Source organism: Vibrio sp. RM-41-2B (assembly GCF_024744415.1).
Lineage (GTDB): Bacteria > Pseudomonadota > Gammaproteobacteria > Enterobacterales > Vibrionaceae > Vibrio > Vibrio diabolicus.
Map to the genome: position 1 here is coordinate 26,814 of NZ_JAMQWD010000050.1, position 24,566 is coordinate 51,379.

Below are 24,566 nucleotides of genomic sequence, written 5' to 3' on the forward strand. Positions count from 1 at the left end.
CTTTAATTATCAATATTTGAGAGGACACATCATGTCTGTAATCAAGATGACTGACCTGGATCTTGCAGGTAAACGTGTATTTATCCGTGCTGACCTAAACGTGCCAGTAAAAGACGGTAAAGTAACTTCAGATGCACGTATCATCGCATCTCTTCCAACTATTAAGCACTGCCTAGAAGCAGGCGCTAAAGTAATGGTTACGTCTCACCTAGGTCGCCCAACTGAAGGTGAATACGCTGAAGAGTTCTCTCTACAACCAGTTGTTAACTACCTAAACGACGCACTAGATTGTGAAGTGAAGCTAGCAAAAGACTACCTAGATGGCCTAGAGCTAAACGCTGGTGAACTTGTTGTTCTAGAAAACGTTCGCTTTAACAAAGGCGAAAAGAAAAACGACGAAGAGCTATCTAAGAAATACGCAGCACTATGTGACGTATTCGTAATGGATGCATTCGGTACGGCTCACCGCGCTCAAGCGTCAACTCATGGTGTTGGTATGCACGCACCTATCGCTTGTGCTGGCCCTCTTCTAGCAAACGAGCTTGAAGCGCTAGGTAAAGCAATGGACAACCCAGCTCGTCCAATGGTTGCAATCGTAGGCGGTTCAAAAGTTTCTACTAAGTTAACTGTACTTGAGTCTCTATCTAAAATCGCTGACCAACTTGTTGTTGGTGGTGGTATTGCTAACACATTCATCGCAGCTGCTGGCCACAACGTTGGTAAGTCTCTATACGAAGCGGATCTAGTAGACACTGCTAAGAAACTAATGGATGAGTGTGCAATTCCAGTAGCAACTGACGTTGCATGTGCGAAAGCATTCGACGAAAACGCAGAAGCAGAAATTAAACACGTTTCTGAAGTACAAGACGACGACATGATCTTCGACCTTGGCCCAGATTCAACAGCTGAACTAGCAGAAATCCTTAAGAACGCGAAGACTATCCTATGGAACGGTCCAGTAGGCGTATTCGAATTCAAGAACTTCGAAGCAGGTACTAAAGGTATCTCAGAAGCTATTGCAGCATCTGAAGGCTTCTCTGTTGCAGGTGGTGGTGACACGCTAGCAGCTATCGACAAGTTCGGTATCAAAGCTGACGTTTCTTACATCTCTACAGGTGGCGGCGCTTTCCTTGAATTCGTAGAAGGTAAAGTTCTTCCAGCAGTAGAAATGCTAGAAGCACGCGCTAAGTAATTAAAGCAAAGCGGGGGAGTGATTCTCCCGCTTTCTTGTTTGCTGCAACGTGTGAGGAACTCTGCTAGAATAGCCTCAGTTGTGAGCAAACGTTTGCAAGATTTTCAACTTAACAAGTTTTGTTTAAAAACGACAGATAAATAGGATTACATCCATGTCTAAGATCTTCGACTTCGTAAAACCAGGTGTTATCTCTGGCGATGACGTTCAGAAAGTATTTGAAGTTGCAAAAGAAAACAGCTTTGCACTTCCAGCAGTAAACTGTGTGGGTACTGACTCTGTAAACGCAGTACTTGAAGCAGCTGCAAAAGTTAAAGCTCCAGTTATCGTTCAGTTCTCTAACGGTGGCGCTGCTTTCTTTGCTGGTAAAGGTCTAAAACTTGAAGGTCAAGAAGCTCAAATCCTAGGTGCTGTTGCTGGTGCGAAATACGTTCACGCTGTAGCTGAAGCTTACGGTGTTCCAGTAATCCTACACACTGACCACGCAGCTAAGAAACTACTTCCTTGGATCGACGGTCTACTAGACGCTGGTGAAGAGTACTTCGCGCAAACTGGTAAGCCACTATTCTCTTCTCACATGATCGACCTTTCTGAAGAGTCTCTAGAAGAGAACATCGAAATTTCTGCTAAGTACCTAGAGCGCATGGCTAAAATGAACATGACTCTAGAAATCGAACTAGGTTGTACTGGTGGTGAAGAAGACGGCGTTGACAACTCTGATATGGATGCGTCTGAGCTATACACTTCTCCAGAAGACGTTGCATACGCATACGAGAAACTAAGCGCAATCAGCCACCGTTTCACTATCGCAGCATCTTTCGGTAACGTACACGGCGTGTACAAGCCAGGTAACGTTGTTCTAACTCCAACTATCCTACGTGATTCTCAAGCGCACGTTTCTGAGAAATTCGGTCTTCCAGCGAACTCTCTAAACTTCGTATTCCACGGTGGTTCAGGTTCTTCTCTAGAAGAAATCCGTGAGTCTATCGGTTACGGTGTTATCAAAATGAACATCGATACTGATACACAGTGGGCAACTTGGGATGGTATCCGTAAGTTCGAAGCTGAAAACCACGATTACCTACAAGGTCAAATCGGTAACCCAACTGGTGAAGATGCACCAAACAAGAAGTACTACGATCCACGCGTATGGCTACGTGCTGGTCAAGCTTCAATGGTAGCTCGTCTAGAGCAAGCATTTGCTGACCTAAACGCAGTTGACGTACTATAATCGTTACTGATTAAGTTACTTAAAAACCCGCTTTTTGAGCGGGTTTTTTTATGTCTATCATTTTGCCCCTATGTTTCTTTCCCTGCTTTCCTATTGATATCTTTATGCGTCAGGTTGTATTTTCTGGTGGGATGTTCCCCCTTTAACGTTTTTAAATAAAAACATAGGAATATCAGTCATAGGAGTGGCGAAATAAGAGTGCATTGCGTAACCTGTAACAAGCCAATATCAGAAAACTCTGATAAAGTCTTGTTTTGCATATCTTTGCGAAACTCTGACTTTGAAAAAAGTCAAAGTTGGGATATTGTGCCAAAAATCTGACACTGTTCAGTGGGGCAATAGGGATGTTGTTTTAGAAAAGAGCCTTTAAAAAACAAGGTTCATAAATTAACGGCAATTGGATTTATATATCTTTATTTTTGAGGATAAGAATTATGGCAGGTGAATCGGTGGGTATCGATACCACTTTAACGGATGGTCTAACTCAGGCTGAAACTTGGCTGACAAACAACTCAGATCTACTGGTTCAGTACGGTGTGAACATTATCTCTGCGCTGCTTATTCTGTTTATCGGTAATATTATCGTTAAAGCAGTCGCTGGTAGTGTTTCTAAAGTACTAGAAAAGAAAAACATGGATAAGGCTGTCGTTGAATTTATTCACGGTCTTGTTCGTTACTTGCTATTTGTAATCGTACTTATCGCCGCTCTTGGTCGATTAGGCGTTCAAACCGCTTCAGTCGTGGCTGTAATCGGTGCGGCAGGTCTTGCTGTTGGTCTTGCGCTACAAGGTTCACTATCAAACTTTGCAGCTGGTGTACTCATTGTTGCGTTCCGTCCATTCAAATCTGGCGACTACGTAGAAATTGGCGGTGTAGCGGGTAGTGTTGAAGCAATTCAAATCTTCCAAACTGTTCTAAAAACACCAGACAACAAGATGGTTGTTGTGCCTAACTCGTCAGTAATCGGTGGTGCAATTACTAACTACTCTCGTCATGCAACGCGACGTGTCGACCTAGTGATTGGTGTGTCATACAAAGCGGATCTTAAACTAACGAAGAAAGTAATTCGCGAGACGCTAGAAAAAGATCCGCGTATCTTGAAAGATCCTGATATCACAATCGGTGTACTTACGCTGGCAGACTCTTCAGTAAACTTTGTGGTTCGCCCATGGGTGAAAACTGCAGATTACTGGGGCGTATACTTTGATGCAATGCAAGGTATTAAAGAAGCACTGGATGAAAATGGTATCGAAATTCCATTCCCACAAATGGATGTTCATCTGAACAAAATCGACGCTTAATAAAAGCGGTAGATATTCGAAAGCGAGGCCAATTGGCCTCGCTTTTTTATATCTCATAAAGAATGTGATTACCGGCAAGCAATAGACGTTTTAGATGTTTACCGGCAAAGCCAAAGGTGAATTCAGGCAACCCTGGCGTATAGAGCAACTCTTCGTGTAGATACAGGGTTGTATCAACAATGAGCGTGACATATTCAGGTAAGCCAATCGGACATACCGCTCCAGGCAAACAACCTAACACTTCGACCATTTCACCGTCGTCACAAATTGATGGGCGTTTACCTGTGACGGCTTTTATTTGTTTGGCATCGAGGCGAGAGTCTTTTTCTGTTAGATAAATTGCGTAGCCTTGTCCTTTAAGTTTTAAGAAGAGGCTTTTGGTGTGCGTGCCTGTCCATCCAAGCTCGGACGCAATTCTTATATCCGTGTCAAAGTCTAAGATGGCTTCATGCTGCCATTCCCGAAAAGGAATAGAGAGCGCGTTGAGTCGCTCTCTATTGATATCATAGATACGCTTTAGTGACTCCATGTCTTTGTTGTCCTGTTGATTACCAGTACTTTTCAATAAGTTCACTAGCTAAAATATACGCTATCGTGAACATCATTACTGCGACCGCGATGTCGATGCTTTTTTTCACTCTTGGCTTTGATAGGGTTGGGCCTAGTTTTGCGGCTCCTATCGACAAGGTATAGAACCAAACAAAGGAAGCCATCATCGTACCTAGTGCAAAAGCAATTCGGTCATGGCCTTCAAACTGCCCACCAATAGAGCCCAGAATAACGACGGTATCTAAGTACAAGTGTGGGTTAAGTACTGTGACGGCTAACGCACCTAATATGACCGTTCGACGACCACGAGCGACGACTTCACCTTTTGACTCTGAGTCACTGTCTGACTTAAACGCGCTCTTAAGTGACAGTAATCCATAAAAGCTCAGGAAGGCAATACCACCAAGCGTCACCGATGTTAGTAAGATTTCATTTTGAGACAGAATCGCACCACCACCAAAGATACCTAGAGAAATGAAGATCATATCTAGGATGCTACAAATAGTGGCAGTCGTCAGGTGATGATTGCGCTTTATGCCTTGATTTAAGACATACGCATTTTGTGCGCCGATCGGAATGATCATTGATGCCCCTAAACCAAACCCTTGCAATAGAACCCACAAGCTCACACTTCACCTCACTTCAAAATAACCAATAAATTCTCAGAAGAGTGAAAGATAAAGAGTTTATCTAAATAAGTATAATTAATGATTTTAATATTATATTAGCTAGGCTAATTTAAGGGTTGATGTTTTATCAGGAGAGGAAGAGCAGGATGAGAGGGTTGGACTATAAATGGATTGAGGCATTAGATGCCGTGGTTTATCAGGGGAGCTTTGAGCGTGCAGCCGAACATTTATTTGTCTCGCAATCAGCGATTTCTCAACGTATTAAACAATTAGAGAAGTTTCTCGCACAACCCGTTTTGGTTCGTAGTCAACCACCCAAGCCAACGCCGATTGGTAAAAAGTTATTAGGCCTTTATCGTCGAGTGCGCTTGCTCGAGCATGAAATTCTGCCCGAACTCAAGAATGATACCAGTACTCGACCTGTACAACTCTCTTTGGCGACCAATGCTGATAGCCTTGCTACTTGGCTACTGCCTGCACTGCAAGATGTCATGAAGCAGCGTCAGGTTGAACTCAAACTCACTATCTATGGTGAATCTCGTTCCATCGAAAAGCTAAAAAGTGGCGAAGTGACGGGGGCGATCAGCTTAGAATCCCAGCCGATACCTGGCTGTAGAGCGGATTACTTGGGACGTGTTGATTACGTTTGTGTCGCGAGTCCGGAGTTTTATCAGCGTTACTTTGCTCAAGGCGTCAATAACCAGACTTTGGCCAAGGCGCCGGCCGTTTCGTATGATCAATATGATGACCTACATAAAACCTTTCTTACCGAGCATTTCAATGTCAGCCCTGATAGCGTCATTCACCATAACATCAGCAGCTCTGAAGCGTTTCTAAAAGTGGCGTTAGCTGGTGTAGCCTATTGCTTAATCCCTCGTTTGCAAATTACCGACGAGCTAGAGCGTGGCGCGTTGGTTGATGTTACTCCCGGTTTTTTAATGTCCCATAGGATTTATTGGCATCATTGGCAACTGGAAACGGGGGTTCTACAAGAAATCTCACACGCGATAGTCGGGTATGCTCAGCGACACTTACCTCAATAAGTTCATTGTCGCAGCGATGGGTTCATTGCCGATAGAGTGTTTCGTTGAAAAATTACGCCAAGGTTACATAGTCAAAGTTGTGTTAGAAGTCATTCTGAGTGCTTGGATAATCGACAGAAGTTTCTATTATGAAACCATACACTTTCTCAGTAGTGATAGTTTTGTCTGAATCTTGAGCCTTTCTGCTGAGAGTAAGTACTTTATTTTGTATGGATGGATTTATTGAATGAGACTGTATTCATTTTTGCTGGCTTCTGCACTCAGCCTTACTAGTGCTTCAGTGTTGGCGAACTCGCCTGAATTTGCTCACGTAACGACGACAGGTTATGGTGAAGTTATTGCTACACCAGATATGGCGACGTTTTCTGTGAAAGTGGTAGACACGACAATGACTGCTGAACAGGCCAAGCAGTCAGTTGACAAAACCGTTGAGCAATTTCTGAAAAATCTGTCCGATGCTGGCTTATCAAAAGACAATGTTACCAGCTCGAATTTATACCTTGCGCCTCAATACCACTACCCTAAATCTGGTAAAGCAGAGCTCGTTGGTTATCGCGCTTCTCGTAGCGTTGATGTGACGGTTACGGATCTAAAAAACCTAAACCAGTACCTAGATATGGCGTTAGAAGCAGGGATTAATCAGGTTGATAATATTCAACTTAAGGTAAGCAACCAGGCTGAGTATCAGCAAAAGGCACGCATGGCGGCTATCCAAGATGCGCGAGAAAAAGCAGCGTCACTGGCTACTGGCTTTGAGAAAAAGTTGGGTGATGTCTGGCAGATCAATTACAGACAGATGCACGTTCAGCCAGTTCTAATGCGCTCGATGGCGATGGACAGTAAAGAAGGGGCAAACAGCTACCAGGATTCTACCATGATTATTCGCGATCAAGTTGACGTGATTTACAAGCTGAAATAAGGCTGGGTGCAAAAAGAAAAGGCAGGGTATTCCCTGCCTTTGTCATTTCTGCTTCACAAATTAGTGATTAGTGAAGGATACGAGCACGGATTGTGCCTTCAATACTTTTCAGTTTCGCTAGTGCTTCTTCTGAGCGCTCGGTTTCAACATCGATCACTACGTAGCCGATTTCAGCGGCTGTTTGTAGGTACTGTGCGGCAATGTTAATGCCGTCTTCCGCGAAGATGGTGTTGATCTGAGTAAGAATACCAGGACGGTTTTTATGGATGTGAAGCAAGCGAGAGCATTCACCACCGTGCTCTGGCAGTGACACCTCTGGGAAGTTTACGCTTGAAAGCGTAGAGCCGTTGTCAGAGTACTTCGCCAGTTTTCCTGCGACCTCAACACCGATGTTCTCTTGTGCTTCTTGCGTTGAACCACCAACGTGCGGAGTGAGAATGACATTATCGAACTTCTGCAAAGGAGATTCGAACGGGTCGGCATTCGTTTTCGGTTCTGTTGGGAATACATCAATCGCAGCGCCCGCAATATGACCTGCTTCTAAACTATGGCAAAGCGCTGGAATATCCACGACAGTGCCGCGTGCTGCATTAATAAAGATTGAGCCTGGCTTCATGCGAGCAAACTCAGCTTCACCCATCATATTTTTTGTTTCTGGCGTTTCAGGAACGTGCAGAGAAATTACGTCACACTTGTTTAGTAGTTCACTCATGGTATGTACTTGCGTCGCATTACCAAGGGACAATTTGTTCTCGATGTCGTAGTAGTAAACGCGCATACCTAAGTTTTCGGCAATAATACCTAGCTGCGTACCAATGTGGCCGTATCCGATAATGCCAAGACGTTTGCCACGTGCTTCGTAAGAGTTGTCAGCACTTTTCTTCCAAATACCGCGATGTGCAAGCGCATTCTTTTCAGGAATGCCACGCAGAAGTAGTAGGATTTGACCAAGCACTAGCTCAGCCACACTGCGTGTGTTAGAGAACGGTGCATTAAACACAGGAATGCCGCGTTTTGCTGCTGCGTCTAGGTTTACTTGGTTAGTACCGATACAAAAACAGCCAATTGCAACCAGTTTATTCGCCGCATTGATTACCTCTTCGGATAGGTTCGTACGGGAGCGAATACCGATGAAGTGCACGTCTTTAACCGCTTCAATCAATTCTTCTTCCGGAAGGGAACCTTTATGGTACTCAATGTTGGTATAACCAGCTGCTTGAAGAACTTCAACTGAAGAAGGGTGGAGTCCCTCTAACAAGAGGATCTTAATCTTTTCTTTTTCCAGTGAAACTTTGGCCATTTTTCTCGTCCTTAAAATGGAAAGGTGGGCTAATGTGGCGCACATTGGGCAAAACTATTAAAAAGGGGATAATTGATAGTTTTGTAGGAGGACAAACGTTTCCTTGTGCGTCTTCTGTTCAATAAAGTAACAAAAAAAAATTGCTTTGGGTAAGAAAATTACGGAATAAGAGATAATTTTCTTAGAGAAAGGAATAAAAAACGGTGCCTTGCAGCACCGTATGTAATGAAATAACAGAAAAGTGAACCAGATAGGTCGATTTGAGCTGTTATTTATTCTTCAATTTTTGCACCTTCTGGTGTACCTGTGATTACGACGTCAGCACCACGGTGAGCAAAAAGACCCACAGTCACCACACCCGCGATACCGTTGATCTTGTCTTCCATTTCTTTCGGGTTAGTAATCTGCATGTTGTGTACATCCAGAATTACGTTGCCGTTGTCAGTCACAACGCCTTCACGGTAAGCCGGGTCACCACCCAGTTTTACTAACTCGCGCGCAACGTAAGAGCGTGCCATTGGGATCACTTCTACAGGTAGTGGAAACTGACCTAGTACGTCAACTGCTTTGGTGCCGTCAACAATACATACAAACTTATCAGAGATTGCTGCGACAATTTTCTCACGAGTCAGAGCCGCGCCGCCGCCTTTGATCATTTCACGTGCTGGGTTAATTTCGTCTGCGCCATCAACATACACATCCAGCTTCATTACGTCGTTACACTCGTATACTTCAATACCAAGCTCTTTAAGGCGCTCAGTTGAAGCGACAGAGCTAGACACTGCACCTTTAATATCGTCTTTGATAGTGCCTAGTGCATCGATGAAGTGATTCACGGTAGAGCCAGTACCAACACCGACAATGCTGCCTTTCTCAACATATTTTAGTGCTGCCCAACCAGCCGCTTTTTTCATTTCATCTTGAGTCATGCCAATCTCCTGAATAGATGTTCGTTAACGTTTGCGGGCGTGATTATAGCGGCTTACTTGCCACTTTCCCATTGCCATATTCGGCTTGGGGTCACGATCTTAGGTAATGGAATGTCCCAGCTTTCAATTGGTAAGCGTTCTACATGTTGGCAGTCGTGAGCGATACCAACAGGCTTGGCACCTTCTCCGGTTGTAAACCAATGAGACAGGGTACGGTCATAATACCCTCCGCCCATGCCTAAGCGGTGGCCGATGCTGTCGAATCCAACCAAAGGTGTACAAATGATATCAAGTTGACGAACGGGCTTGAGGTGGCGGATGTCCAGTTTGGGTTCTAAGATGCCGTATTTGTTGTAGACCAATTGATCATCACTTACGTACAGAAGAAACAGTAACTGACCTTTGGAAAATGGATGGATGACAGGTAGATAAACCGATTTTCCCTGTTGCCACAACCACTCAATGAGCGGCTTGGTATCAAGTTCACCGTCAGCAGAAAGATAAATAGCAATATGCTGTACTTGCTGGATTTCAGGAATTTGAGAGAACTGAGTGACAAGGTCGATCCCCGCTTGGAATTGCGTATCGCTACACAATGCGTTGCGCTTTTCACGAATCAGTTTGCGAAAGTCTTGTCGAGAGAGGTCTGACATAGAGAGAATACCCCAGGGTGCCGTTGAGGATTGTGGCCCTTGAACCAGCTGGTTCAAGGCGGATCAGCAATGACAACCGTAGGCTTCTCGGTGCATGCCGAGCTTGCTCAATAGTTACCAAATACTAACCCTTAGGTATTGCTTATCGGCTCAGGGACTTAAATCCTGCTGACGCACACCCCAGGGTAAATTTTGTATTTACTGCTGTCCTTGCGTAACTTTGCTTAGTGCGTTCTCAAGAGACGCAGTGAGCTTTTCCATTCGCTCAGTAATTTCTTGCTGTTGACCGTTTGATTCGTATGACTTGGTGTGCAACTCATAACAAATATTCAATGCAGCGAAGGTCAGCAGTTGGATTTCATTGGTTACCTTAGTACGTTCGCTCATTTCTTTCAATCGGCGATCCAGATCTTTTGCCGCTGCAACAAGAGACTCTTCTTGTCCTGTCGGACAATTCACTCGTGTAACTTTGCCTAATATTTCAACGTCGATCGCTTGATTGCTCATGATGAATAAACTCTATATTCGCGCTATCTAAGGTGTTGCTTCATACAACTACCGAGGAGCAAACTATAGGAAAACCGCTATTAAGATTCAAGCATTTCCCATCACAGAAAGAGAAATGATGACGAGATCACACAGGAATTGGGCAAATTGAGCAAATGCTGTTCAAAATTGAATTTGATAGCCGTTTCAGACCACTAACCTTGATGGTAGGATATACCAATACATTATTATGCAAGAATGAGCCAAGTTATGAGTGAAATCACCCTTCCTGAATACCAATCTATTGCTGCTGAACTGCAATCTGCAAGCCTAGCAGTAACACCTGCGGAATTACATGGCTTATTTGTCGGCATGTTAAGTGGTGGATTGGCGATTAATGATCAAACTTGGCAGCCTATTCTGTTTGATTACACCAATGATGGTATGGGGTGGCCTTCTACCGCGCTAGCTTTTGCTCAAAGCGTATTCACCGTTACTGTCAATGAACTCACGGGCACGTCGATGGAGCTGTCTTTATTATTGCCAGATGAGCCGGGAGAAGAAGGCTTATTCGCGTTGGCTGACAGCGTGTCCGATTTCGTAAACCACTTTATTTCTGGGTTAGGTCTAGCAGGTGTTGCGCTAAATAAAGCGTCAGATGACGCTAAAGAAGCATTGGCTGACCTAGAAGAGATTGCCAAATTAGGCATTGATGAAGATGACGACCTCGGTGAACAAGCGCAATTGCTAGAACAAGTGATTGAACACATCAAAGCTTGCGTACTAACGATTCATGCTGAGTTTGGTGTTCGCCCTGAAAGTAGCGATAAAAAGCCTACTATTCATTAATCGTAGATGGTCCAGAGGTTAGCATGAAGCAATATGATGTAGTCATTGCTGGTGGTGCCATGGCTGGTGCAACGTTAGCATTGGCGATTGACCATTTGTCCCAGGGAAAGCTCCGCATTGCCGTCGTTGAGCCTTTTAAAGCGCAGTCAGATATGCACCCTGGTTTTGACTCTCGCTCAATCGCATTGTCTTACGGTACTGTCAATCTGTTGCGTCAACTACAGCTCTGGACCTCGATAGAGCCGTTTGTCACACCCATTGAACATATCCACGTTTCTGACCGCTCTCATGCTGGGATGACGGAAATTACCAAGCAAGAGATTGGCGTTGAAGCACTAGGGTATGTTGTCGAATTAGCCGATGTTGGTCGCGTATATCAAGAATTATTAGATAGCAGCGCATCCATTACGCTGTTTTGCCCTGACTCTGTTACCGATATCGAGCGCGAGCAAGACTGTACCCATATTACGTTGAAAAGCGGTGGGAAGCTTGAAGCAAAACTGTTGGTGGCAGCCGATGGTGCTGTTTCAACCTGCTGTCAGAAAATTGGTTTAGAGCTTTCTGAGCAAGATTTTGAACAAGTGGCTGTCATTGCCAATATTGTGACTCAAGAACCTCATCAAGGTAGAGCCTTTGAACGTTTTACTGAAAATGGCCCTGTTGCTTTATTGCCAATGAGTGACAATAGAATGTCTTTAGTTTGGTGTCTGCACCCTGAGGAAGCCCAAGCAGTTCTTGAGTTATCTGACCAAGCATTTCTCCAACGTTTACAACAAGATTTTGGCTGGCGTTTGGGCGCGATGAAAAAAGTGGGACGACGTGCGAGTTACCCATTGCTTCTTCGCCATCGAAAGCAAAATATTTCTCATCGTTTTGCGATTGTTGGGAATGCGGCGCAAACGCTGCATCCGATAGCTGGACAAGGTTTTAATCTTGGTATTCGCGACGTTGTCTCGCTAGCAGAAGAAATCGTGCAGCAAAGCGATGATGTTGGTCTTTATCAAGGCTTGATGCGCTTTAGTCAGCGTAGAGAGGCAGATCGAAGCGAAACGATCTGGCTAACCAGTGCCTTAGTGCATATTTTTTCAAATGATTTACCCGCGATGCGAATTGGGCGAAATACAGCCTTAGCAGCGATGGATAACCTTTCTATTTTTAAGCAGCCGCTACTGCGCCATACGCTTGGTTTGGTAAAACGATGAACGGCCGCACTGAATTAGGTAATAAAAAGCAATGATGCAAAGTGTAGATATCGCCATCATCGGCGGAGGGATGGTTGGGTTGGCACTTGCTGCCGCGTTCAAGGACAGCGATCTGCGTGTCGCCGTAATAGAAGGCAAGGTGCCAGATGAGTCGTTGAAAGAGTTACCTGATGTGCGTGTGTCTGCGTTGAGCCGTTCTAGTGAGACGATCTTGCGTAAGCTTGGCGCTTGGCAGGGAATAGAGCAACGCCGAGCTTCACCATACTACGGAATGGAAGTGTGGGAGCAAGATAGCTTCGCTAGTATTGAGTTCAATGCACAAAGCATGGCACAACCTGATTTAGGGCATATTGTTGAGAATCGAGTGATTCAACTCGCACTGCTCGAACAAGTCCAAAAGCTCGATAACGTCACTATGTTTATGCCTGCACGTTGCGCGACCTTAGCGGTGGGCGAACAAGAAAGTTGGTTGACGCTCGACAATGGTCAAGCCATGACGGCTAAGTTAGTGGTCGGAGCCGATGGGGCAAACTCGTGGCTTCGTCATCAAATGGATATTCCGTTAACGCATTGGGATTATGGACATCATGCTCTGGTCGCGAATGTTAAAACCGCTGCTCCGCACAATAGCATTGCACGACAGATTTTTACTCCTCAAGGTCCATTGGCGTTTTTGCCAATGTCGCAACCAGATATGTGCTCTATTGTTTGGTCCACTGAGCCAAATCGTGCAGAGCAGCTATTGGCAATGAGTGAGCATGATTTCAACAAAGCGTTGACGAGCGAATTTGATACACGACTTGGTCTATGTGAAGTAGTGGGAGAGCGTGCCGCGTTTCCTCTGAAAATGCGTTATGCGCGAGATTTTGTTGTGGAGCGAGTCGCGCTGGTTGGCGATGCAGCCCATACCATTCACCCACTAGCGGGCCAGGGGGTAAATTTAGGTTTATTAGATGCAGCAAGCCTTGCTCAAGAGGTGTTAGCGCTATGGAAGCAAGGCCAAGATATTGGCAGCAAACGCAATCTAAGAGGTTATGAGCGTTGGCGCAAAGCGGAAGCAGCAAAGATGATCGCTGCAATGCAAGGATTCCGAGACCTGTTTTCTGGAGAGAATCCTGCTAAGAAGCTGGTTCGTGGCATTGGTTTGAGTTTAGCGGGTCAACTGCCGGGAGCGAAAGATGAGATCATGAAGCGTGCGCTTGGTCTAAAAGGTCATCTGCCGGATCTGGCACGTCAGTAGGTGTAAAGCGAACTTCAAATACACAAAAGGCTGGTTAATCCAGCCTTTGTTTTATCAACGTTTTGCTAAGCATATGCGCATCGGAGTTTCATTATTTCTTGGTTGATCTCTTTGACCGCTCGGAAATGGCGTTGCTCTGCTTTCTCCGGCAGTATTAACTTGCCGTTATCAAACTCGAATCTACCGACCCCGTAAATATAAATTCTTCCTTTAAAAAGACGACTTATATGTTTAGCAATCATACTTGGTGTATAGCGCTTAAACAGTCTCATATTTACTTTCCTTTTATCTAACCTAGCCTAGGTATTCTACGTTTTGGACGCGAAAATTATTGTGACAGCCATAGTATTAAATACAGATGTAGGGTGTTGCGTCAGAGATTTGTGTTGTCTTAGACAATTTGACAGTGTCATCTCTTAAATAGCGTGAGGATTACCCCAAAAAATCACCGTTCAAGGAACCCTTACAACAATACACTCCTTTTTACGTGACGCATTAAGCAATAGTTTTGTTACAGAATTAAGAATAGAACGAAAATGATTGTTTGCTAATTGTTTCTATTGAGGTGGTATCCAACAGAACAAACTTTACGTCCTAACGGTTAGAGAAAGAGGAAGAGAAAAAAGTTCCGCACAAAAAAAAGCCCGCTTCAGCGGGCGAATAGTCACAGATGCATTACACAAAAGTGGACAGCTGACGGCATGAATACTGTCATTCAGTCAGCTGATTCACTTTATGTTGGTTAAGTGCTTGTTTGAAACTTAACCAACAAATTCAGCATATACGAGTTTTATCTTTGTGACTATTTATGTTTTATATGTGATTAAAAATTCTCTCGTCTATTTTTATAGATATGAGCGAGATCACGTGGTGATAGAAAAACTACGTGCTATTACATTATTTTTAGACGACTAACGACAGATCTCAGCTACGGTCGGCTGACACAATTGGATAAGATCTTGGATAGAAAGCGCCAGTCCAGCCATACGATCGCCACTGCTGATCGTGACTTCCTGTTCTTCTAGTAAGCTAGGATCGAACACGATCGGCATGTGTCGTTTGAGTAATAGTGGAGTGACAGTACCAATTTTGTAACCCGTGATGGCCTCAACGTCGGCTTGATCAACGCAAGTCATCCGGCGGCATTGCAGTAACGAGCGCACTTTTTTGGGATCGACACTACGATCACCAGGCGCACAGGCGAGAGCATATTGATTACCCATGTCTCGTAGCAAGATCGCTTTTACCATTTGAGAAGGGCGAATGCCGCGTTGTTGCGCGGCATCCTCAATAGTGGTTGCTGGTCTTTGATGCGGTAACAGACGAAACGGAATGTGTTGGTCTGTGAGAAATTGCATCAAAGGAGTATTGATTGTATTACTCATCATCAAGGCTGTAAGGCAGTGATTCGATTGTCCATTCACATTCTGGTTGAGCAACCAAACGAAGACGAGTGTCTTCATCGAGATTATTGGGCAGTACGATCAGGCCAATCGCTTGATTGTCGCTGAACTGGTAGTGGTTTAATAAAGCACCCACTGAACGCCAGTTTTCACCCACGCTGCGTTCGAGCTCAATTGGCTCGTCACTAAATGGAGCAGAAGTTGCCCCTTTTACGATGTACATCGCACGTTTATTTGTACCGCGATACTTAGCTCGTGCTACCGTTTCTTGTCCTGTGTAGCAGCCCTTTGTGAAGCTAATGCCTCCTAAAGCTTGCACGTTGAGTGCTTGTGGAATGTGAGCATTCTGCGCGGATGCAGAGACAAATGGTAAACCAGCTTCAATGTCGAAACGATTCCAAAGCTCATTTGTCGTAAGGGCAGCATCTGTATTTTCAACGACTTGTTGCGCAGCTGACGCACTTAATATCAGTAGCCAGCGGCTTTGTGAAACTTGTACCGCGGTGCCGCCTTCAACAGGGCGAACGCTGCCAGTCGTTTTGCTCATTGAAGAAATAAGCTCGTCGGCTTTGACGCCTGCAACACCTAAGATAACTTCATCAGAAGCTTCAATCGTTACTTTAGAGAAAATGGCGTATTTTTTTATTTCGCTAAGTTCTACGTCAATCGCCGATTTTGGTTGGATCATGCCGTAGCCATCATGATGATGGAAAAGGCGGAACACGCTCCACACTTTGCCTTTTGCATCACAATGTGCGCCCAATGTTGATTGGTCTTGTTCTAAAGAAACAACATCGCAGGTAACCTGACCTTGTAAGTATGATTTTTTATCGTCACCGACCATGGTGATCATGCCGAAATTGTCCAGCAGCGAGATAGATAACTCTGGAAGTGCGTCTTGAGTTGAGAGAGGTAGTGCTGAAAAACGAGTTTGCCATTCCATAATTACAATGCCTTTTGAAGATATTTTTCCGCTATGTTATACCCAAATAACCTTGAGATACTAGGGGAGCGATTTACGAATCAACATTTGTCTGCTTTCACTATCGTATTGTGACCCGCACACTAGTGACGTAGCACATCCCTTGTTACACTCCGCACTAACAACAAGACATCTATGAAGGAATAGTGAATGTACACTCCGGAAGAAAAAGCGCGTATTAAATGGGCTTGTCGTCGAGGCATGCTTGAGCTTGACGTAGTAATTATGCCGTTTTTTGAAGAGTGCTTTGATACTCTGAGTGAACAAGAGCAGCGTGACTTTGTTTCTTTACTTGAATGCGATGATCCTGATCTGTTTACTTGGATAATGGGGCATGGCCGCAGCGAAAACTTAGGTCATGCTGCAATGGTTGATAAAATTGTCGCCCATAACCTCAGCAAAGTTCGTTAATTTTACCGCTTCTCCCTCTCTGACTGCCCGAGTTCTCAATGTAATACTTTTCTTACTGATGACTTGGGCCGTTACCCTCTCTAGCATCCCTCTCGTATTATCGATTTATTTGTTATTAATGATTGTTAAGGCACTATTGAGCCAAGGCTTTGTTAAACCGACAAGTCAGGGTTATTGGTATGTGCATTGCGATGGCTCGGTTAGGTTTGAGGCCCTTGAGTATAGTGAATGTTCGGCGGCTCTTGAGTCTGAAAAGGATCAGTTACAACGAATCGATACATCGACATTGCCATTCAAGATAACATTTCGATTGCAGTCTGGCCGTAGCGTCACGATTTGGCGTGATAGCTGTGACGATGAGCAGTATCGTCAATTATCTTTAGTATTACGCCAGTGGGAAATGAAACAGGGAGCCAATGCTCCCTGTTGATGTAATAGTTTACTTGGTAAAGTTAAAGCTGTTTAGCTGGGACCAAAATCGTTGGTCCGCTGTTTTCCAGTTGGTTCGGATAATCAAGCGTGTAGTGCAAACCTCGACTCTCTTTACGCTGCATCGCACAACGAACCATCAGCTCTGCTACTTGTAAAAGGTTACGCAGTTCTAATAAGTTGTTCGACACGCGGAAATTGCTGTAGTACTCATGCGTTTCTTGTTGCAACAGCTGGATACGGCGTAATGCGCGCTCTAAACGCTTGTCAGTTCGTACAATGCCCATGTAGTCCCACATAAACAGACGAAGCTCGTGCCAGTTGTGCTGAATGATCACTTCTTCGTCACTGTTGGTCACTTTACTTTCATCCCAACATGGCACCTGTGAAGGAAGCTCCACGTTAGTGTGATGTTTTAGAATATCTTTCGCCGCAGACCAAGCATAAACCACGCATTCGAGAAGTGAATTTGATGCCATGCGGTTAGCACCATGCAGCCCTGTATAGCTGACTTCGCCAATCGCATACAAGTTTTTAAGATCGGTGCAGCCATTTCTATCCACCATGACACCGCCACAAGTGTAGTGCGCAGCAGGTACGATTGGGATTGGCTCTTTGGTCATATCAATGCCCAAGTCCATCAAGCGTGAGTAAATGGTTGGGAAGTGTTTCGTAATAAAGTCCGCAGGTTTGTGACTGATGTCGAGGTACATACAGTCGGCACCCAAACGCTTCATTTCGAAGTCGATAGCGCGAGCCACGACGTCACGCGGAGCAAGCTCTTTACGCTCATCGAAATCTGGCATAAAGCGAGAACCATCGGGACGACGCAGGTAAGCACCTTCGCCACGTAACGCTTCAGTCAACAAGAAGTTACGTGCTTCTGGGTGATATAAACACGTCGGGTGGAACTGGTTAAACTCCATATTTGCCACACGACACCCTGCACGCCAAGCAATGGCAATACCATCACCAGACGAAACATCTGGGTTAGAGGTGTATTGATAAACTTTTGAAGCGCCACCTGTAGCGAGAACCACAAATTTGGCCCGCACGGTTTCGACATGCTCTTCGTTGCGGTTCCAAATATAAGCACCGATAACTTTGTTTTTATCACCGCCAATTTTATCTTCGGTGATTAAGTCCAGCGCATTGTGACGTTCGAGAACATGAATGTTTGGATGGTTGTGAGCGTTATCTTGCAGAGAGGTTTGCATCGCCATACCTGTTGCATCTGCCGCGTGAAGAATACGACGACGGCTATGACCACCTTCACGAGTTAAGTGGTAGCGAGGTTCATCGTCAGAGTCATCCTCTTCACGATCAAATGGGACACCACCGTCGATCAACCACTGTACGCACTCTTTTGAATGTTCAGCAATGAACCTCACGGTATCTTCGTCACAAATACCATCGCCGGCGATTTGCGTGTCTTCAACGTGTGAATCAATGGTGTCTGACTCATCAAATACAGCAGCAATACCGCCCTGGGCATAATAGGTCGCCCCTTCGCTGCGTGGCCCTTTACTCAGCACCATCACTTTGCAGTGGTTAGCAACGCGCAAAGCCAACGACAAACCAGCCGCGCCACTCCCTACCACTAACACATCACACTCATGTTCACGATTTGTGTTCATATAACTTTTAAAATCCCAATCTAAGGTAACAAAGTCACCTTGTGTATTATTTGCACACCATGTGCATTCCATTATCGCGACACCTGTCGCTAAGGGCTAAGTTGGGAGACCTATCTACATCCGTGTTACTGCGGTGACTGAGCCACTCTTCTTTTTCATGCAGAGCATAAGCATGCTTCCTAAGTTATATTTGTAACGCGGTGTTCAGATAGCCATTAGCCATGCAAATGAAAAGTAATAGTTTGTCAATACCATTGCTTTTCCATGCTCGACCCAGCACAATCTGGGACAGAGATCATTCATTATACCCATTTCCCCTCAAGATGCTCGCTTGTCAAACTTAGACTAAAGTCAGGCAACGGTGGTCATTTGGGTATAGACATCACACTGTGAAAAAACAATGACAAAAAACTTGAGAAACCATGGAACTTTCTCATTCACGTTAGGGTCACAATAGTGCTCAAGTAAGCAGTGGTGTCAATACTACGTTTTGCATAATTAGTACCCATATCTGAGAAGAGTAGGGGCATAACAAATAGGAGTATCCGCTCGAATGAACGAGCAGCTGACCGATCAAGTATTGATTGAGCGAGTTCAGAATGGCGATAAGCAAGCATTCAACCTGCTGGTAACGAAGTACCAGAACAAGGTATGTAATCTTATTTCCAGATACGTTAGTAATCCTGGCGATGTACCAGATGTAGCACAAGAAGCGTTTATTAAAGCTTACCGAGCTATTCCCAGCTTTCGTGGGGAAAGTGCGTTTTATACGTGGCTGTATCGCATTGCAGTGAATACTGCGAAAAATCACATTGTTGCTCAAGGGCGTAGACCTCCAGCGACAGATGTCGATGCTGAAGATGCTGAATTTTACGAAACAGGTAGTGCACTTAAAGAAATATCGAACCCTGAGAACTTAACGTTGTCCAAAGAATTGCAACGGGTGGTGTTCAGTGCAATCGAAGCTTTACCTGAAGATTTAAAAACCGCAATGACATTACGAGAGCTCGATGGCTTGAGTTATGAAGAAATTGCAGAAGTGATGGATTGCCCGGTAGGAACGGTACGATCGCGTATCTTCCGTGCTCGTGAGGCGGTGGAAAAGAAAATCAGACCTCTTTTGCAACGCTAGTACAAGTAATAACTATGGTGAAAATAATGGCTGACAAAGAAAAACTTTCAGCTCTCATGGATGGAGAATTGGTCGATAAGGCTTTAATTCAAGAGTTAGAGCAAGACCAAGAGAGCCGTGATGCTTGGCAGAACTATCACCTGATTAGTGATGTGATGCGAGGCGAAGCGCCAGCAAAACCTGAGTGGAATATTGCTGAAAGCGTGGCGTTAGCGTTAGAAGATGAACCTGCACATCGTGCGTTTGATTCGCACGGTGCAAATGTTATCTCAATTGCGGATACGCCAAAAGAGTCACAACCAGAACCGCAAAAAGCAAAACGTCAGTTGCCAGGTTGGTTGACACAGTTTGGTCAAGTTGCTGTTGCTGCATGTGTATCGCTTGTCGTTATTTTAGGTGTACAGCAGTACGGTGGTAGCGATTCAATGTCGCCGCAAACAGATCAATTACCTGTGTTGCAGACAGTTCCGTTTGCTGGCAGCGCAGAGCCTGTGAGTTTAACTCGTGAGTCTGTTGAGCGTTCTGTAGGTGAAGCAAATATGCAAGAGCAACGTAAGCGTGTTCATGCTATGCTGCGAGACTATGAATTGCAGTTACGAATTAATAGTGATGCATCTCAACAAGATGCAAATCTGAATCCGGATATTGAATGAAAAAATTTCTGATCAGCGCTTGCGCTCTGTTCAGTATGATGTCTTCTCAAGCCTTTGCTGGTGATAAGTCAGCGGAGGCTTTATTGCATCAAATGAGCGAGGCGAGTAAGAATTTAAGTTACGAACTCTCTTATATCCTTATCAAAAAGAACAGCATTGAGCCGTTGCTGTATCGTCATGCGACGCATGGTGACGATCAATATGCTCATCTTGTTTATTTAAGTGGCCCTGTGCGCGAAGTGATTCGTCGTGGCACAGAAGTAAGCTATATCGAAACGGGTTTAGAACCATTCACCATCGAGTCAGGTAAAATGGTCGCTCCGACCATGCCTATGCTCAACACCAATATCGATGAGCTAAACTTGTATTACGACTATGTAAAAGTGGGTAGAGCTCGTGAAGCAGGTGTAGCAACACAAGTGCTGCGTGTCGTCCCTAAAGACGGTCTGCGCTATTCATACGTACTATGGATCGATGAAAAGAGTAAATTGCCGTTACGTGCTGACCTTGTGGACCGTGATGGTGAGATGCTTGAACAATATCGCACTATTTCTTACACAGTGAATCCAAAAATCGCAGAGTTAATGAGTGGCCTACAAGATGTTCAATTACCAGCTGTTCTCACCATGCCAAAAGGCGATATTGGAACCAGCAATTGGCAGGTAGGTTGGATCCCTGAAGGTTTCGAGCCGAACGAGCTCAACCGCTATCGTATGGCCGTTACTAACCAAATGGTGGAGAGTCAGCTGTATTCTGATGGTCTGTTTAGCTTCTCTGTTTACGTAGCAAACAAGGATGAGCATTCGTTAAAAGGGCAGTTGGTTCGCCAAGGCAGAAGAACGCTACACAGTTTTGTGAGCGGTCAACATGAAATCTCCGTAGTTGGAGACATTCCGCCGACCACAGCACAGCGTATCGCTCAATCTGTCACATTTAATGTAACAAAGAGTAAACAACAATGATGACCGCGTTGGCTACTGTGACAGACGTACATCGTCGCGGTAAACAATACGAAATTGATTTAAGCTGCGAACAGCAGACCAGTTGCAGTAGTTGCTCTTCACAGAAAAGCTGTGGAACGGGCGTTGTGACTAAAGCCATTGGTAACAAGAGTTTATCTTGGCACCTGCGCACGGATAAATCAGTGAAGATAGGTCAAGTCGTCGAGATAGGCTTTCCTGAGTCGAGCCTGATAAAGTCAGCAATGGCGGTTTATTTACTGCCGTTGTTTGGTTTGATTATCGGTGCGATGTTTGGTCACTTCCTATTAGCGCCGCTGACCGCGGGCGGGGAAGGTATCATCATATTGGCATCAGTATTATTTGCAGCTGGTGGAATGTGGATCGCAAAACGTGTTTCTCGTCCGTTAGAGGATGAATCCAAGCGCCAAGTTACCCTTGTTCGGGTACTTGGAGAGCCAATCCAGTAAGCGCCGTCCCCCCTCCACTAAAGGTTATTTGGGTATGTACTTTAAATTACGTGCGCCCGTTAACGAAATTCGGTAGAATCTGCCAACTTGATTGAAATGCCGTCAGTGGATGGCGTTTCTTACTGTCCCTATTTGTAAAGAGTTAGTCACCCTAAATCTATGAAGCACATTCGTAACTTTTCGATTATCGCCCACATCGACCATGGTAAGTCGACCCTATCAGACCGTCTAATCCAAGTTTGTGGCGGGTTAACCGATCGTGAAATGGCCGCACAGGTTCTGGATTCTATGGATCTTGAACGTGAGCGTGGTATCACCATTAAATCTCAGAGTGTGACGCTAAACTACACCGCTAAAGACGGTGAGACGTATCAGCTGAACTTCATCGATACTCCGGGGCACGTTGACTTTGCATATGAAGTATCACGTTCTCTAGCGGCTTGTGAAGGTGCGCTATTGGTTGTAGATGCGGGTCAAGGTGTTGAAGCTCAAACACTGGCTAACTGTTACACCGCGATCGAGATGGATTTGGAAGTCGTGCCAATCCTCAACAAGATCGATTTGCCAGCAGCCGATCCTGAGCGCGTGGCAGAAGAAATTGAAGAAATCGTTGGTATCGATGCAATGGAAGCAACCCGCTGTTCTGCGAAGACAGGCATCGGTGTTGATGACGTTCTAGAGAACATTGTGTCAGCGATTCCAGCACCGGAAGGTGACCCAGATGCGCCACTACAAGCGCTGATCATTGACTCATGGTTTGATAACTACCTTGGCGTTGTTTCTCTAGTACGTATTAAAAACGGCGAACTGAAGAAGAACGACAAGATCAAAGTGATGAGCACGGGGCAAGTTTGGGGTGTAGACCGTCTTGGTATTTTTACACCAAAACAAGTAGATACCGACATCCTTCGTACTGGTGAAGTAGGTTGGGTGGTTTGTGGTATTAAAGACATCCTTGGCGCACCAGTTGGTGATACGCTGACTATGGCTAAGAATGGCTGTGAAAAACCGCTACCAGGTTTTAAGAAAGTAAAACCTCAGGTTTACGCAGGTCTGTTCCCGGTATCGTCTGACGATTACGAGAACTTCCGTGATGCGCTGGGCAAATTAAGCCTAAACGACGCATCGCTATTCTACGAGCCAGAAAACTCAGCGGCACTTGGCTTTGGTTTCCGTTGTGGTTTCCTTGGCATGCTGCACATGGAAATTATCCAAGAGCGTCTAGAGCGTGAATACGACTTAGATCTTATCACCACGGCACCAACGGTAGTTTACGAAGTTGAAAAGACCGATGGTGAACTGCTGTACGTTGATAGCCCTGCCAAACTACCAGCGATCAATGATATTGAAGAAATTCGTGAACCGATCGCTCGTTGTAATATCCTAGTACCTTCAGAGTACCTAGGTAACGTGATCACGCTGTGTGTTGAAAAGCGTGGTACTCAGGTCGATATGGTTTACCACGGTAACCAGGTTGCCGTGACTTACGATATTCCAATGGCAGAAGTGGTACTGGATTTCTTCGACCGTCTGAAATCGACCTCTCGTGGTTATGCGTCTTTGGATTACAACTTCCAGCGCTTTGAAGCTTCGAATATGGTACGTGTAGACGTTCTTCTGAACGGTGACACCGTTGATGCATTGGCGATGATCACACACAAAGACCAGTCTCAGACTCGCGGTCGTCAGCTGGTAGAGAAGATGAAAGAATTTATCCCTCGCCAAATGTTTGATATCGCAATCCAAGCAGCGATTGGTAACCACATTATCGCACGTTCAACTGTAAAACAGCTGCGTAAGAACGTAATCGCGAAATGTTACGGCGGTGACGTAAGTCGTAAGAAGAAACTTCTGAAGAAACAGAAAGAAGGTAAGAAGCGCATGAAGCAGATCGGTAACGTTGAGCTGCCTCAAGAAGCGTTCCTAGCCATCCTTCACGTAGGTAAAGACTAAAGTTGAACTTTGTCTCACACTTGTCGGTCTTAAGACGTTAGATATTAAAATAAGTGAAAGGGTTTCGGCTCTTTCACTTTCGTATTTTTAGATAAGGGAATTTAATGGCGAATACATTCTCACTGATGCTGGTTATTGCGACTTTGGTAACTGGCGTGGTTTGGCTATTGGAAAAGCTGGTTTTCGCGAAAAAGCGTCAGGAAAAACTGGCGGAGATTCAAGCTCAGACGTCTAATGGTTTGGATGCAGTGACCTTGCAAAAAGTTGAGCGTCAGCCTTGGTGGGTTGAAAATAGCGTCTCAATTTTTCCTGTGATTGCGTTCGTTTTAGTATTACGTTCTTTTATCTACGAACCATTTCAAATCCCATCAGGCTCAATGATGCCGACTTTGTTGGTGGGTGACTTTATCTTGGTAGAAAAATACGCCTATGGCTTGAAAGATCCGGTATGGCGCACGCAGTTAGTTGAAACAGGTAAACCTGAGCGTGGTGATATCGTGGTATTCAAATACCCGCCACAACCAAGTGTGGATTACATTAAGCGTGTTGTTGGTTTGCCTGGTGATATCGTGCGTTATTCAAGTGATAAGCAGCTTTGCGTGCAAAGCCAAGGTGAATCGGCGTGTAAACCAGTTAAACTGAGCAATGTTGAAGAAAGTCAGTTTAGCTCGAACGGTATTCCAATGATCCAACTGGATGAAAAATTGGGTAACGTGGAGCACAATATTTTGGTTAACCCTCTTGTTCGTAACCGTGTGGAGCAATACTTCCCACGTAGCGGCACGACAGAGTGGGTTGTACCACAAGGTCAGTACTTTGTGATGGGTGATAACCGTGACAACAGTGCTGACAGCCGTTACTGGGGCTTCGTTCCTGAAGCAAACTTAGTCGGCAAAGCTGTCGCCATTTGGATCAGCTTCGAGTTTGATCGTGGCGCAGATAGCGTTCTACCTTCATGGATTCCAACTGGTGTGCGTTTTAACCGCATCGGTGGTATTCACTAACCATTTTATA

Annotated in this window: 26 protein-coding genes and 1 other RNA gene; 16 read left to right on the forward strand and 11 right to left on the reverse strand. The window is 45.0% G+C overall.

What is annotated here, in order from left to right; genetic code table 11:
- Nucleotides 1–31 precede the first annotated feature (31 nt).
- The 3 genes from NB463_RS20120 (at nt 32) to mscS (ending at nt 3,724) form a co-directional block, all read left to right on the forward strand.
- Nucleotides 32–1,192: a phosphoglycerate kinase gene (locus NB463_RS20120; RefSeq protein WP_005393948.1), complete on the forward strand. Its 1,161-nt coding sequence runs from the start codon at nt 32–34 to the stop codon at nt 1,190–1,192.
- Between the two features lie 154 nt (nt 1,193–1,346).
- Entirely contained in the window at nt 1,347–2,423 is a 1,077-nt protein-coding gene (gene fbaA / locus NB463_RS20125) for a class II fructose-bisphosphate aldolase (protein WP_005393947.1), read from the forward strand.
- Nucleotides 2,424–2,857: 434 nt separating this feature from the next.
- Complete coding sequence (mscS, locus tag NB463_RS20130) at nt 2,858–3,724, forward strand: small-conductance mechanosensitive channel MscS (protein WP_005393946.1); 867 nt, start codon at nt 2,858–2,860, stop codon at nt 3,722–3,724.
- Nucleotides 3,725–3,770: 46 nt separating this feature from the next.
- Here the strand turns inward: mscS and NB463_RS20135 are convergent, their stop codons facing one another.
- A complete protein-coding gene (locus NB463_RS20135) occupies nt 3,771–4,253 on the reverse strand; it encodes a YbaK/EbsC family protein (protein ID WP_161444047.1) in 483 nt (160 codons plus the stop codon).
- A 19-nt stretch (nt 4,254–4,272) separates the two neighbouring features.
- Nucleotides 4,273–4,902: a LysE/ArgO family amino acid transporter gene (locus NB463_RS20140; RefSeq protein ID WP_258432133.1), complete on the reverse strand. Its 630-nt coding sequence runs from the start codon at nt 4,900–4,902 to the stop codon at nt 4,273–4,275.
- A gap of 146 nt (nt 4,903–5,048) precedes the next feature.
- On the opposite strand from NB463_RS20140, the gene NB463_RS20145 reads away from it, so the two are divergent.
- On the forward strand, nt 5,049–5,945 hold the full coding sequence (locus NB463_RS20145) for a LysR family transcriptional regulator ArgP (protein WP_046875104.1): 897 nt from the start codon (nt 5,049–5,051) through the stop codon (nt 5,943–5,945).
- A 226-nt stretch (nt 5,946–6,171) separates the two neighbouring features.
- Nucleotides 6,172–6,864, forward strand: coding sequence for an oxidative stress defense protein (locus NB463_RS20150; protein ID WP_258432134.1), 693 nt, complete (start codon nt 6,172–6,174; stop codon nt 6,862–6,864).
- 67 nt (nt 6,865–6,931) lie between these two features.
- Here NB463_RS20150 and serA read toward each other — a convergent pair whose 3' ends face one another.
- The 5 genes from serA to NB463_RS20175 form a co-directional block, all read right to left on the reverse strand.
- Nucleotides 6,932–8,164: a phosphoglycerate dehydrogenase gene (gene serA, locus NB463_RS20155; RefSeq protein WP_005393937.1), complete on the reverse strand. Its 1,233-nt coding sequence runs from the start codon at nt 8,162–8,164 to the stop codon at nt 6,932–6,934.
- A 272-nt stretch (nt 8,165–8,436) separates the two neighbouring features.
- Nucleotides 8,437–9,093: a ribose-5-phosphate isomerase RpiA gene (gene rpiA, locus NB463_RS20160; RefSeq protein WP_005380982.1), complete on the reverse strand. Its 657-nt coding sequence runs from the start codon at nt 9,091–9,093 to the stop codon at nt 8,437–8,439.
- A gap of 53 nt (nt 9,094–9,146) precedes the next feature.
- Nucleotides 9,147–9,746: a 5-formyltetrahydrofolate cyclo-ligase gene (locus NB463_RS20165; protein WP_258432135.1), complete on the reverse strand. Its 600-nt coding sequence runs from the start codon at nt 9,744–9,746 to the stop codon at nt 9,147–9,149.
- Between the two features lie 5 nt (nt 9,747–9,751).
- A non-coding RNA gene (ssrS, locus tag NB463_RS20170) (6S RNA) lies at nt 9,752–9,936 on the reverse strand.
- An 8-nt stretch (nt 9,937–9,944) separates the two neighbouring features.
- On the reverse strand, nt 9,945–10,253 hold the full coding sequence (locus NB463_RS20175) for a cell division protein ZapA (protein WP_005393932.1): 309 nt from the start codon (nt 10,251–10,253) through the stop codon (nt 9,945–9,947).
- 249 nt (nt 10,254–10,502) lie between these two features.
- On the opposite strand from NB463_RS20175, the gene NB463_RS20180 reads away from it, so the two are divergent.
- The 3 genes from NB463_RS20180 to NB463_RS20190 are packed head-to-tail and all read left to right on the forward strand — an operon-like array spanning nt 10,503 to nt 13,523.
- Nucleotides 10,503–11,081 (forward strand): YecA/YgfB family protein, encoded by a 579-nt coding sequence (locus tag NB463_RS20180; protein WP_033907447.1) that lies wholly within the window; start codon nt 10,503–10,505, stop codon nt 11,079–11,081.
- Nucleotides 11,082–11,104: 23 nt separating this feature from the next.
- A complete protein-coding gene (ubiH, locus tag NB463_RS20185; protein WP_047008827.1) occupies nt 11,105–12,283 on the forward strand; it encodes a 2-octaprenyl-6-methoxyphenyl hydroxylase in 1,179 nt (392 codons plus the stop codon).
- Between the two features lie 31 nt (nt 12,284–12,314).
- Nucleotides 12,315–13,523: an FAD-dependent 2-octaprenylphenol hydroxylase gene (locus NB463_RS20190; RefSeq protein WP_005393929.1), complete on the forward strand. Its 1,209-nt coding sequence runs from the start codon at nt 12,315–12,317 to the stop codon at nt 13,521–13,523.
- A 65-nt stretch (nt 13,524–13,588) separates the two neighbouring features.
- On the opposite strand, the gene NB463_RS20195 is transcribed toward NB463_RS20190, so the two are convergent.
- The 3 genes from NB463_RS20195 to ygfZ form a co-directional block, all read right to left on the reverse strand.
- A complete protein-coding gene (locus NB463_RS20195) occupies nt 13,589–13,795 on the reverse strand; it encodes a DUF1107 domain-containing protein (RefSeq protein WP_005380970.1) in 207 nt (68 codons plus the stop codon).
- Between the two features lie 639 nt (nt 13,796–14,434).
- Nucleotides 14,435–14,908 carry an aminoacyl-tRNA deacylase gene (locus NB463_RS20200; RefSeq protein ID WP_031780369.1) on the reverse strand — a complete coding sequence of 158 codons (474 nt, stop codon included), beginning with the start codon at nt 14,906–14,908 and terminating at the stop codon, nt 14,435–14,437.
- The gene (gene ygfZ, locus NB463_RS20205; RefSeq protein WP_104974800.1) at nt 14,901–15,869 is read right to left on the reverse strand and encodes a tRNA-modifying protein YgfZ; all 969 of its coding nucleotides are present in this window, start codon (nt 15,867–15,869) and stop codon (nt 14,901–14,903) included. Before ygfZ ends, NB463_RS20200 begins: the two co-directional genes overlap by 8 nt.
- A gap of 189 nt (nt 15,870–16,058) precedes the next feature.
- On the opposite strand from ygfZ, the gene NB463_RS20210 reads away from it, so the two are divergent.
- Together NB463_RS20210 and NB463_RS23935 are read left to right on the forward strand one after the other, a co-directional pair.
- The gene (locus NB463_RS20210; RefSeq protein ID WP_005393925.1) at nt 16,059–16,319 is read left to right on the forward strand and encodes an FAD assembly factor SdhE; all 261 of its coding nucleotides are present in this window, start codon (nt 16,059–16,061) and stop codon (nt 16,317–16,319) included.
- Nucleotides 16,267–16,749 carry a protein YgfX gene (locus NB463_RS23935; RefSeq protein ID WP_308400457.1) on the forward strand — a complete coding sequence of 161 codons (483 nt, stop codon included), beginning with the start codon at nt 16,267–16,269 and terminating at the stop codon, nt 16,747–16,749. The genes NB463_RS20210 and NB463_RS23935 overlap by 53 nt, the downstream gene beginning before the upstream one ends.
- Before the next feature lie 22 nt (nt 16,750–16,771).
- Here NB463_RS23935 and nadB read toward each other — a convergent pair whose 3' ends face one another.
- Complete coding sequence (nadB, locus tag NB463_RS20215) at nt 16,772–18,385, reverse strand: L-aspartate oxidase (protein ID WP_031780368.1); 1,614 nt, start codon at nt 18,383–18,385, stop codon at nt 16,772–16,774.
- 553 nt (nt 18,386–18,938) lie between these two features.
- Between nadB and rpoE the strand changes: the two genes are divergently transcribed.
- From rpoE to lepB, 6 genes are all read left to right on the forward strand, one after another.
- Entirely contained in the window at nt 18,939–19,517 is a 579-nt protein-coding gene (rpoE, locus tag NB463_RS20220; RefSeq protein ID WP_005380946.1) for an RNA polymerase sigma factor RpoE, read from the forward strand.
- A gap of 26 nt (nt 19,518–19,543) precedes the next feature.
- The gene (locus NB463_RS20225; RefSeq protein ID WP_192943658.1) at nt 19,544–20,170 is read left to right on the forward strand and encodes a sigma-E factor negative regulatory protein; all 627 of its coding nucleotides are present in this window, start codon (nt 19,544–19,546) and stop codon (nt 20,168–20,170) included.
- Nucleotides 20,167–21,132, forward strand: a complete 966-nt coding sequence (rseB, locus tag NB463_RS20230; protein WP_258432141.1) for a sigma-E factor regulatory protein RseB — start codon at nt 20,167–20,169, stop codon at nt 21,130–21,132. The genes NB463_RS20225 and rseB overlap by 4 nt, the downstream gene beginning before the upstream one ends.
- Nucleotides 21,129–21,599, forward strand: a complete 471-nt coding sequence (locus NB463_RS20235) for a SoxR reducing system RseC family protein (RefSeq protein WP_005384575.1) — start codon at nt 21,129–21,131, stop codon at nt 21,597–21,599. Before rseB ends, NB463_RS20235 begins: the two co-directional genes overlap by 4 nt.
- A 159-nt stretch (nt 21,600–21,758) precedes the next feature.
- Nucleotides 21,759–23,552, forward strand: coding sequence for a translation elongation factor 4 (gene lepA, locus NB463_RS20240; RefSeq protein ID WP_005393909.1), 1,794 nt, complete (start codon nt 21,759–21,761; stop codon nt 23,550–23,552).
- Between the two features lie 104 nt (nt 23,553–23,656).
- Entirely contained in the window at nt 23,657–24,556 is a 900-nt protein-coding gene (gene lepB / locus NB463_RS20245) for a signal peptidase I (RefSeq protein ID WP_005380933.1), read from the forward strand.
- Nucleotides 24,557–24,566: the final 10 nt, after the last annotated feature.

What these genes read in the sequence shown, in the direction of transcription:
- mscS (WP_005393946.1), top strand. Translation starts at nt 2,858, where the DNA reads ATGGCAGGTGAATCGGTGGGTATCGATACCACTTTAACGGATGGTCTA.
- NB463_RS20200 (WP_031780369.1), bottom strand. Translation starts at nt 14,908, where the DNA reads ATGAGTAATACAATCAATACTCCTTTGATGCAATTTCTCACAGACCAA.
- ygfZ (WP_104974800.1), bottom strand. Translation starts at nt 15,869, where the DNA reads ATGGAATGGCAAACTCGTTTTTCAGCACTACCTCTCTCAACTCAAGAC.
- NB463_RS20195 (WP_005380970.1), bottom strand. Translation starts at nt 13,795, where the DNA reads ATGAGACTGTTTAAGCGCTATACACCAAGTATGATTGCTAAACATATA.
- NB463_RS20165 (WP_258432135.1), bottom strand. Translation starts at nt 9,746, where the DNA reads ATGTCAGACCTCTCTCGACAAGACTTTCGCAAACTGATTCGTGAAAAG.
- rpoE (WP_005380946.1), top strand. Translation starts at nt 18,939, where the DNA reads ATGAACGAGCAGCTGACCGATCAAGTATTGATTGAGCGAGTTCAGAAT.
- NB463_RS20175 (WP_005393932.1), bottom strand. Translation starts at nt 10,253, where the DNA reads ATGAGCAATCAAGCGATCGACGTTGAAATATTAGGCAAAGTTACACGA.
- rseB (WP_258432141.1), top strand. Translation starts at nt 20,167, where the DNA reads ATGAAAAAATTTCTGATCAGCGCTTGCGCTCTGTTCAGTATGATGTCT.
- NB463_RS20190 (WP_005393929.1), top strand. Translation starts at nt 12,315, where the DNA reads ATGATGCAAAGTGTAGATATCGCCATCATCGGCGGAGGGATGGTTGGG.
- fbaA (WP_005393947.1), top strand. Translation starts at nt 1,347, where the DNA reads ATGTCTAAGATCTTCGACTTCGTAAAACCAGGTGTTATCTCTGGCGAT.
- NB463_RS20235 (WP_005384575.1), top strand. Translation starts at nt 21,129, where the DNA reads ATGATGACCGCGTTGGCTACTGTGACAGACGTACATCGTCGCGGTAAA.
- NB463_RS23935 (WP_308400457.1), top strand. Translation starts at nt 16,267, where the DNA reads ATGCTGCAATGGTTGATAAAATTGTCGCCCATAACCTCAGCAAAGTTC.
- NB463_RS20150 (WP_258432134.1), top strand. Translation starts at nt 6,172, where the DNA reads ATGAGACTGTATTCATTTTTGCTGGCTTCTGCACTCAGCCTTACTAGT.
- lepB (WP_005380933.1), top strand. Translation starts at nt 23,657, where the DNA reads ATGGCGAATACATTCTCACTGATGCTGGTTATTGCGACTTTGGTAACT.
- ubiH (WP_047008827.1), top strand. Translation starts at nt 11,105, where the DNA reads ATGAAGCAATATGATGTAGTCATTGCTGGTGGTGCCATGGCTGGTGCA.
- NB463_RS20145 (WP_046875104.1), top strand. Translation starts at nt 5,049, where the DNA reads ATGAGAGGGTTGGACTATAAATGGATTGAGGCATTAGATGCCGTGGTT.
- NB463_RS20180 (WP_033907447.1), top strand. Translation starts at nt 10,503, where the DNA reads ATGAGTGAAATCACCCTTCCTGAATACCAATCTATTGCTGCTGAACTG.
- rpiA (WP_005380982.1), bottom strand. Translation starts at nt 9,093, where the DNA reads ATGACTCAAGATGAAATGAAAAAAGCGGCTGGTTGGGCAGCACTAAAA.
- nadB (WP_031780368.1), bottom strand. Translation starts at nt 18,385, where the DNA reads ATGAACACAAATCGTGAACATGAGTGTGATGTGTTAGTGGTAGGGAGT.
- NB463_RS20210 (WP_005393925.1), top strand. Translation starts at nt 16,059, where the DNA reads ATGTACACTCCGGAAGAAAAAGCGCGTATTAAATGGGCTTGTCGTCGA.
- lepA (WP_005393909.1), top strand. Translation starts at nt 21,759, where the DNA reads ATGAAGCACATTCGTAACTTTTCGATTATCGCCCACATCGACCATGGT.
- NB463_RS20120 (WP_005393948.1), top strand. Translation starts at nt 32, where the DNA reads ATGTCTGTAATCAAGATGACTGACCTGGATCTTGCAGGTAAACGTGTA.
- serA (WP_005393937.1), bottom strand. Translation starts at nt 8,164, where the DNA reads ATGGCCAAAGTTTCACTGGAAAAAGAAAAGATTAAGATCCTCTTGTTA.
- NB463_RS20135 (WP_161444047.1), bottom strand. Translation starts at nt 4,253, where the DNA reads ATGGAGTCACTAAAGCGTATCTATGATATCAATAGAGAGCGACTCAAC.
- NB463_RS20225 (WP_192943658.1), top strand. Translation starts at nt 19,544, where the DNA reads ATGGCTGACAAAGAAAAACTTTCAGCTCTCATGGATGGAGAATTGGTC.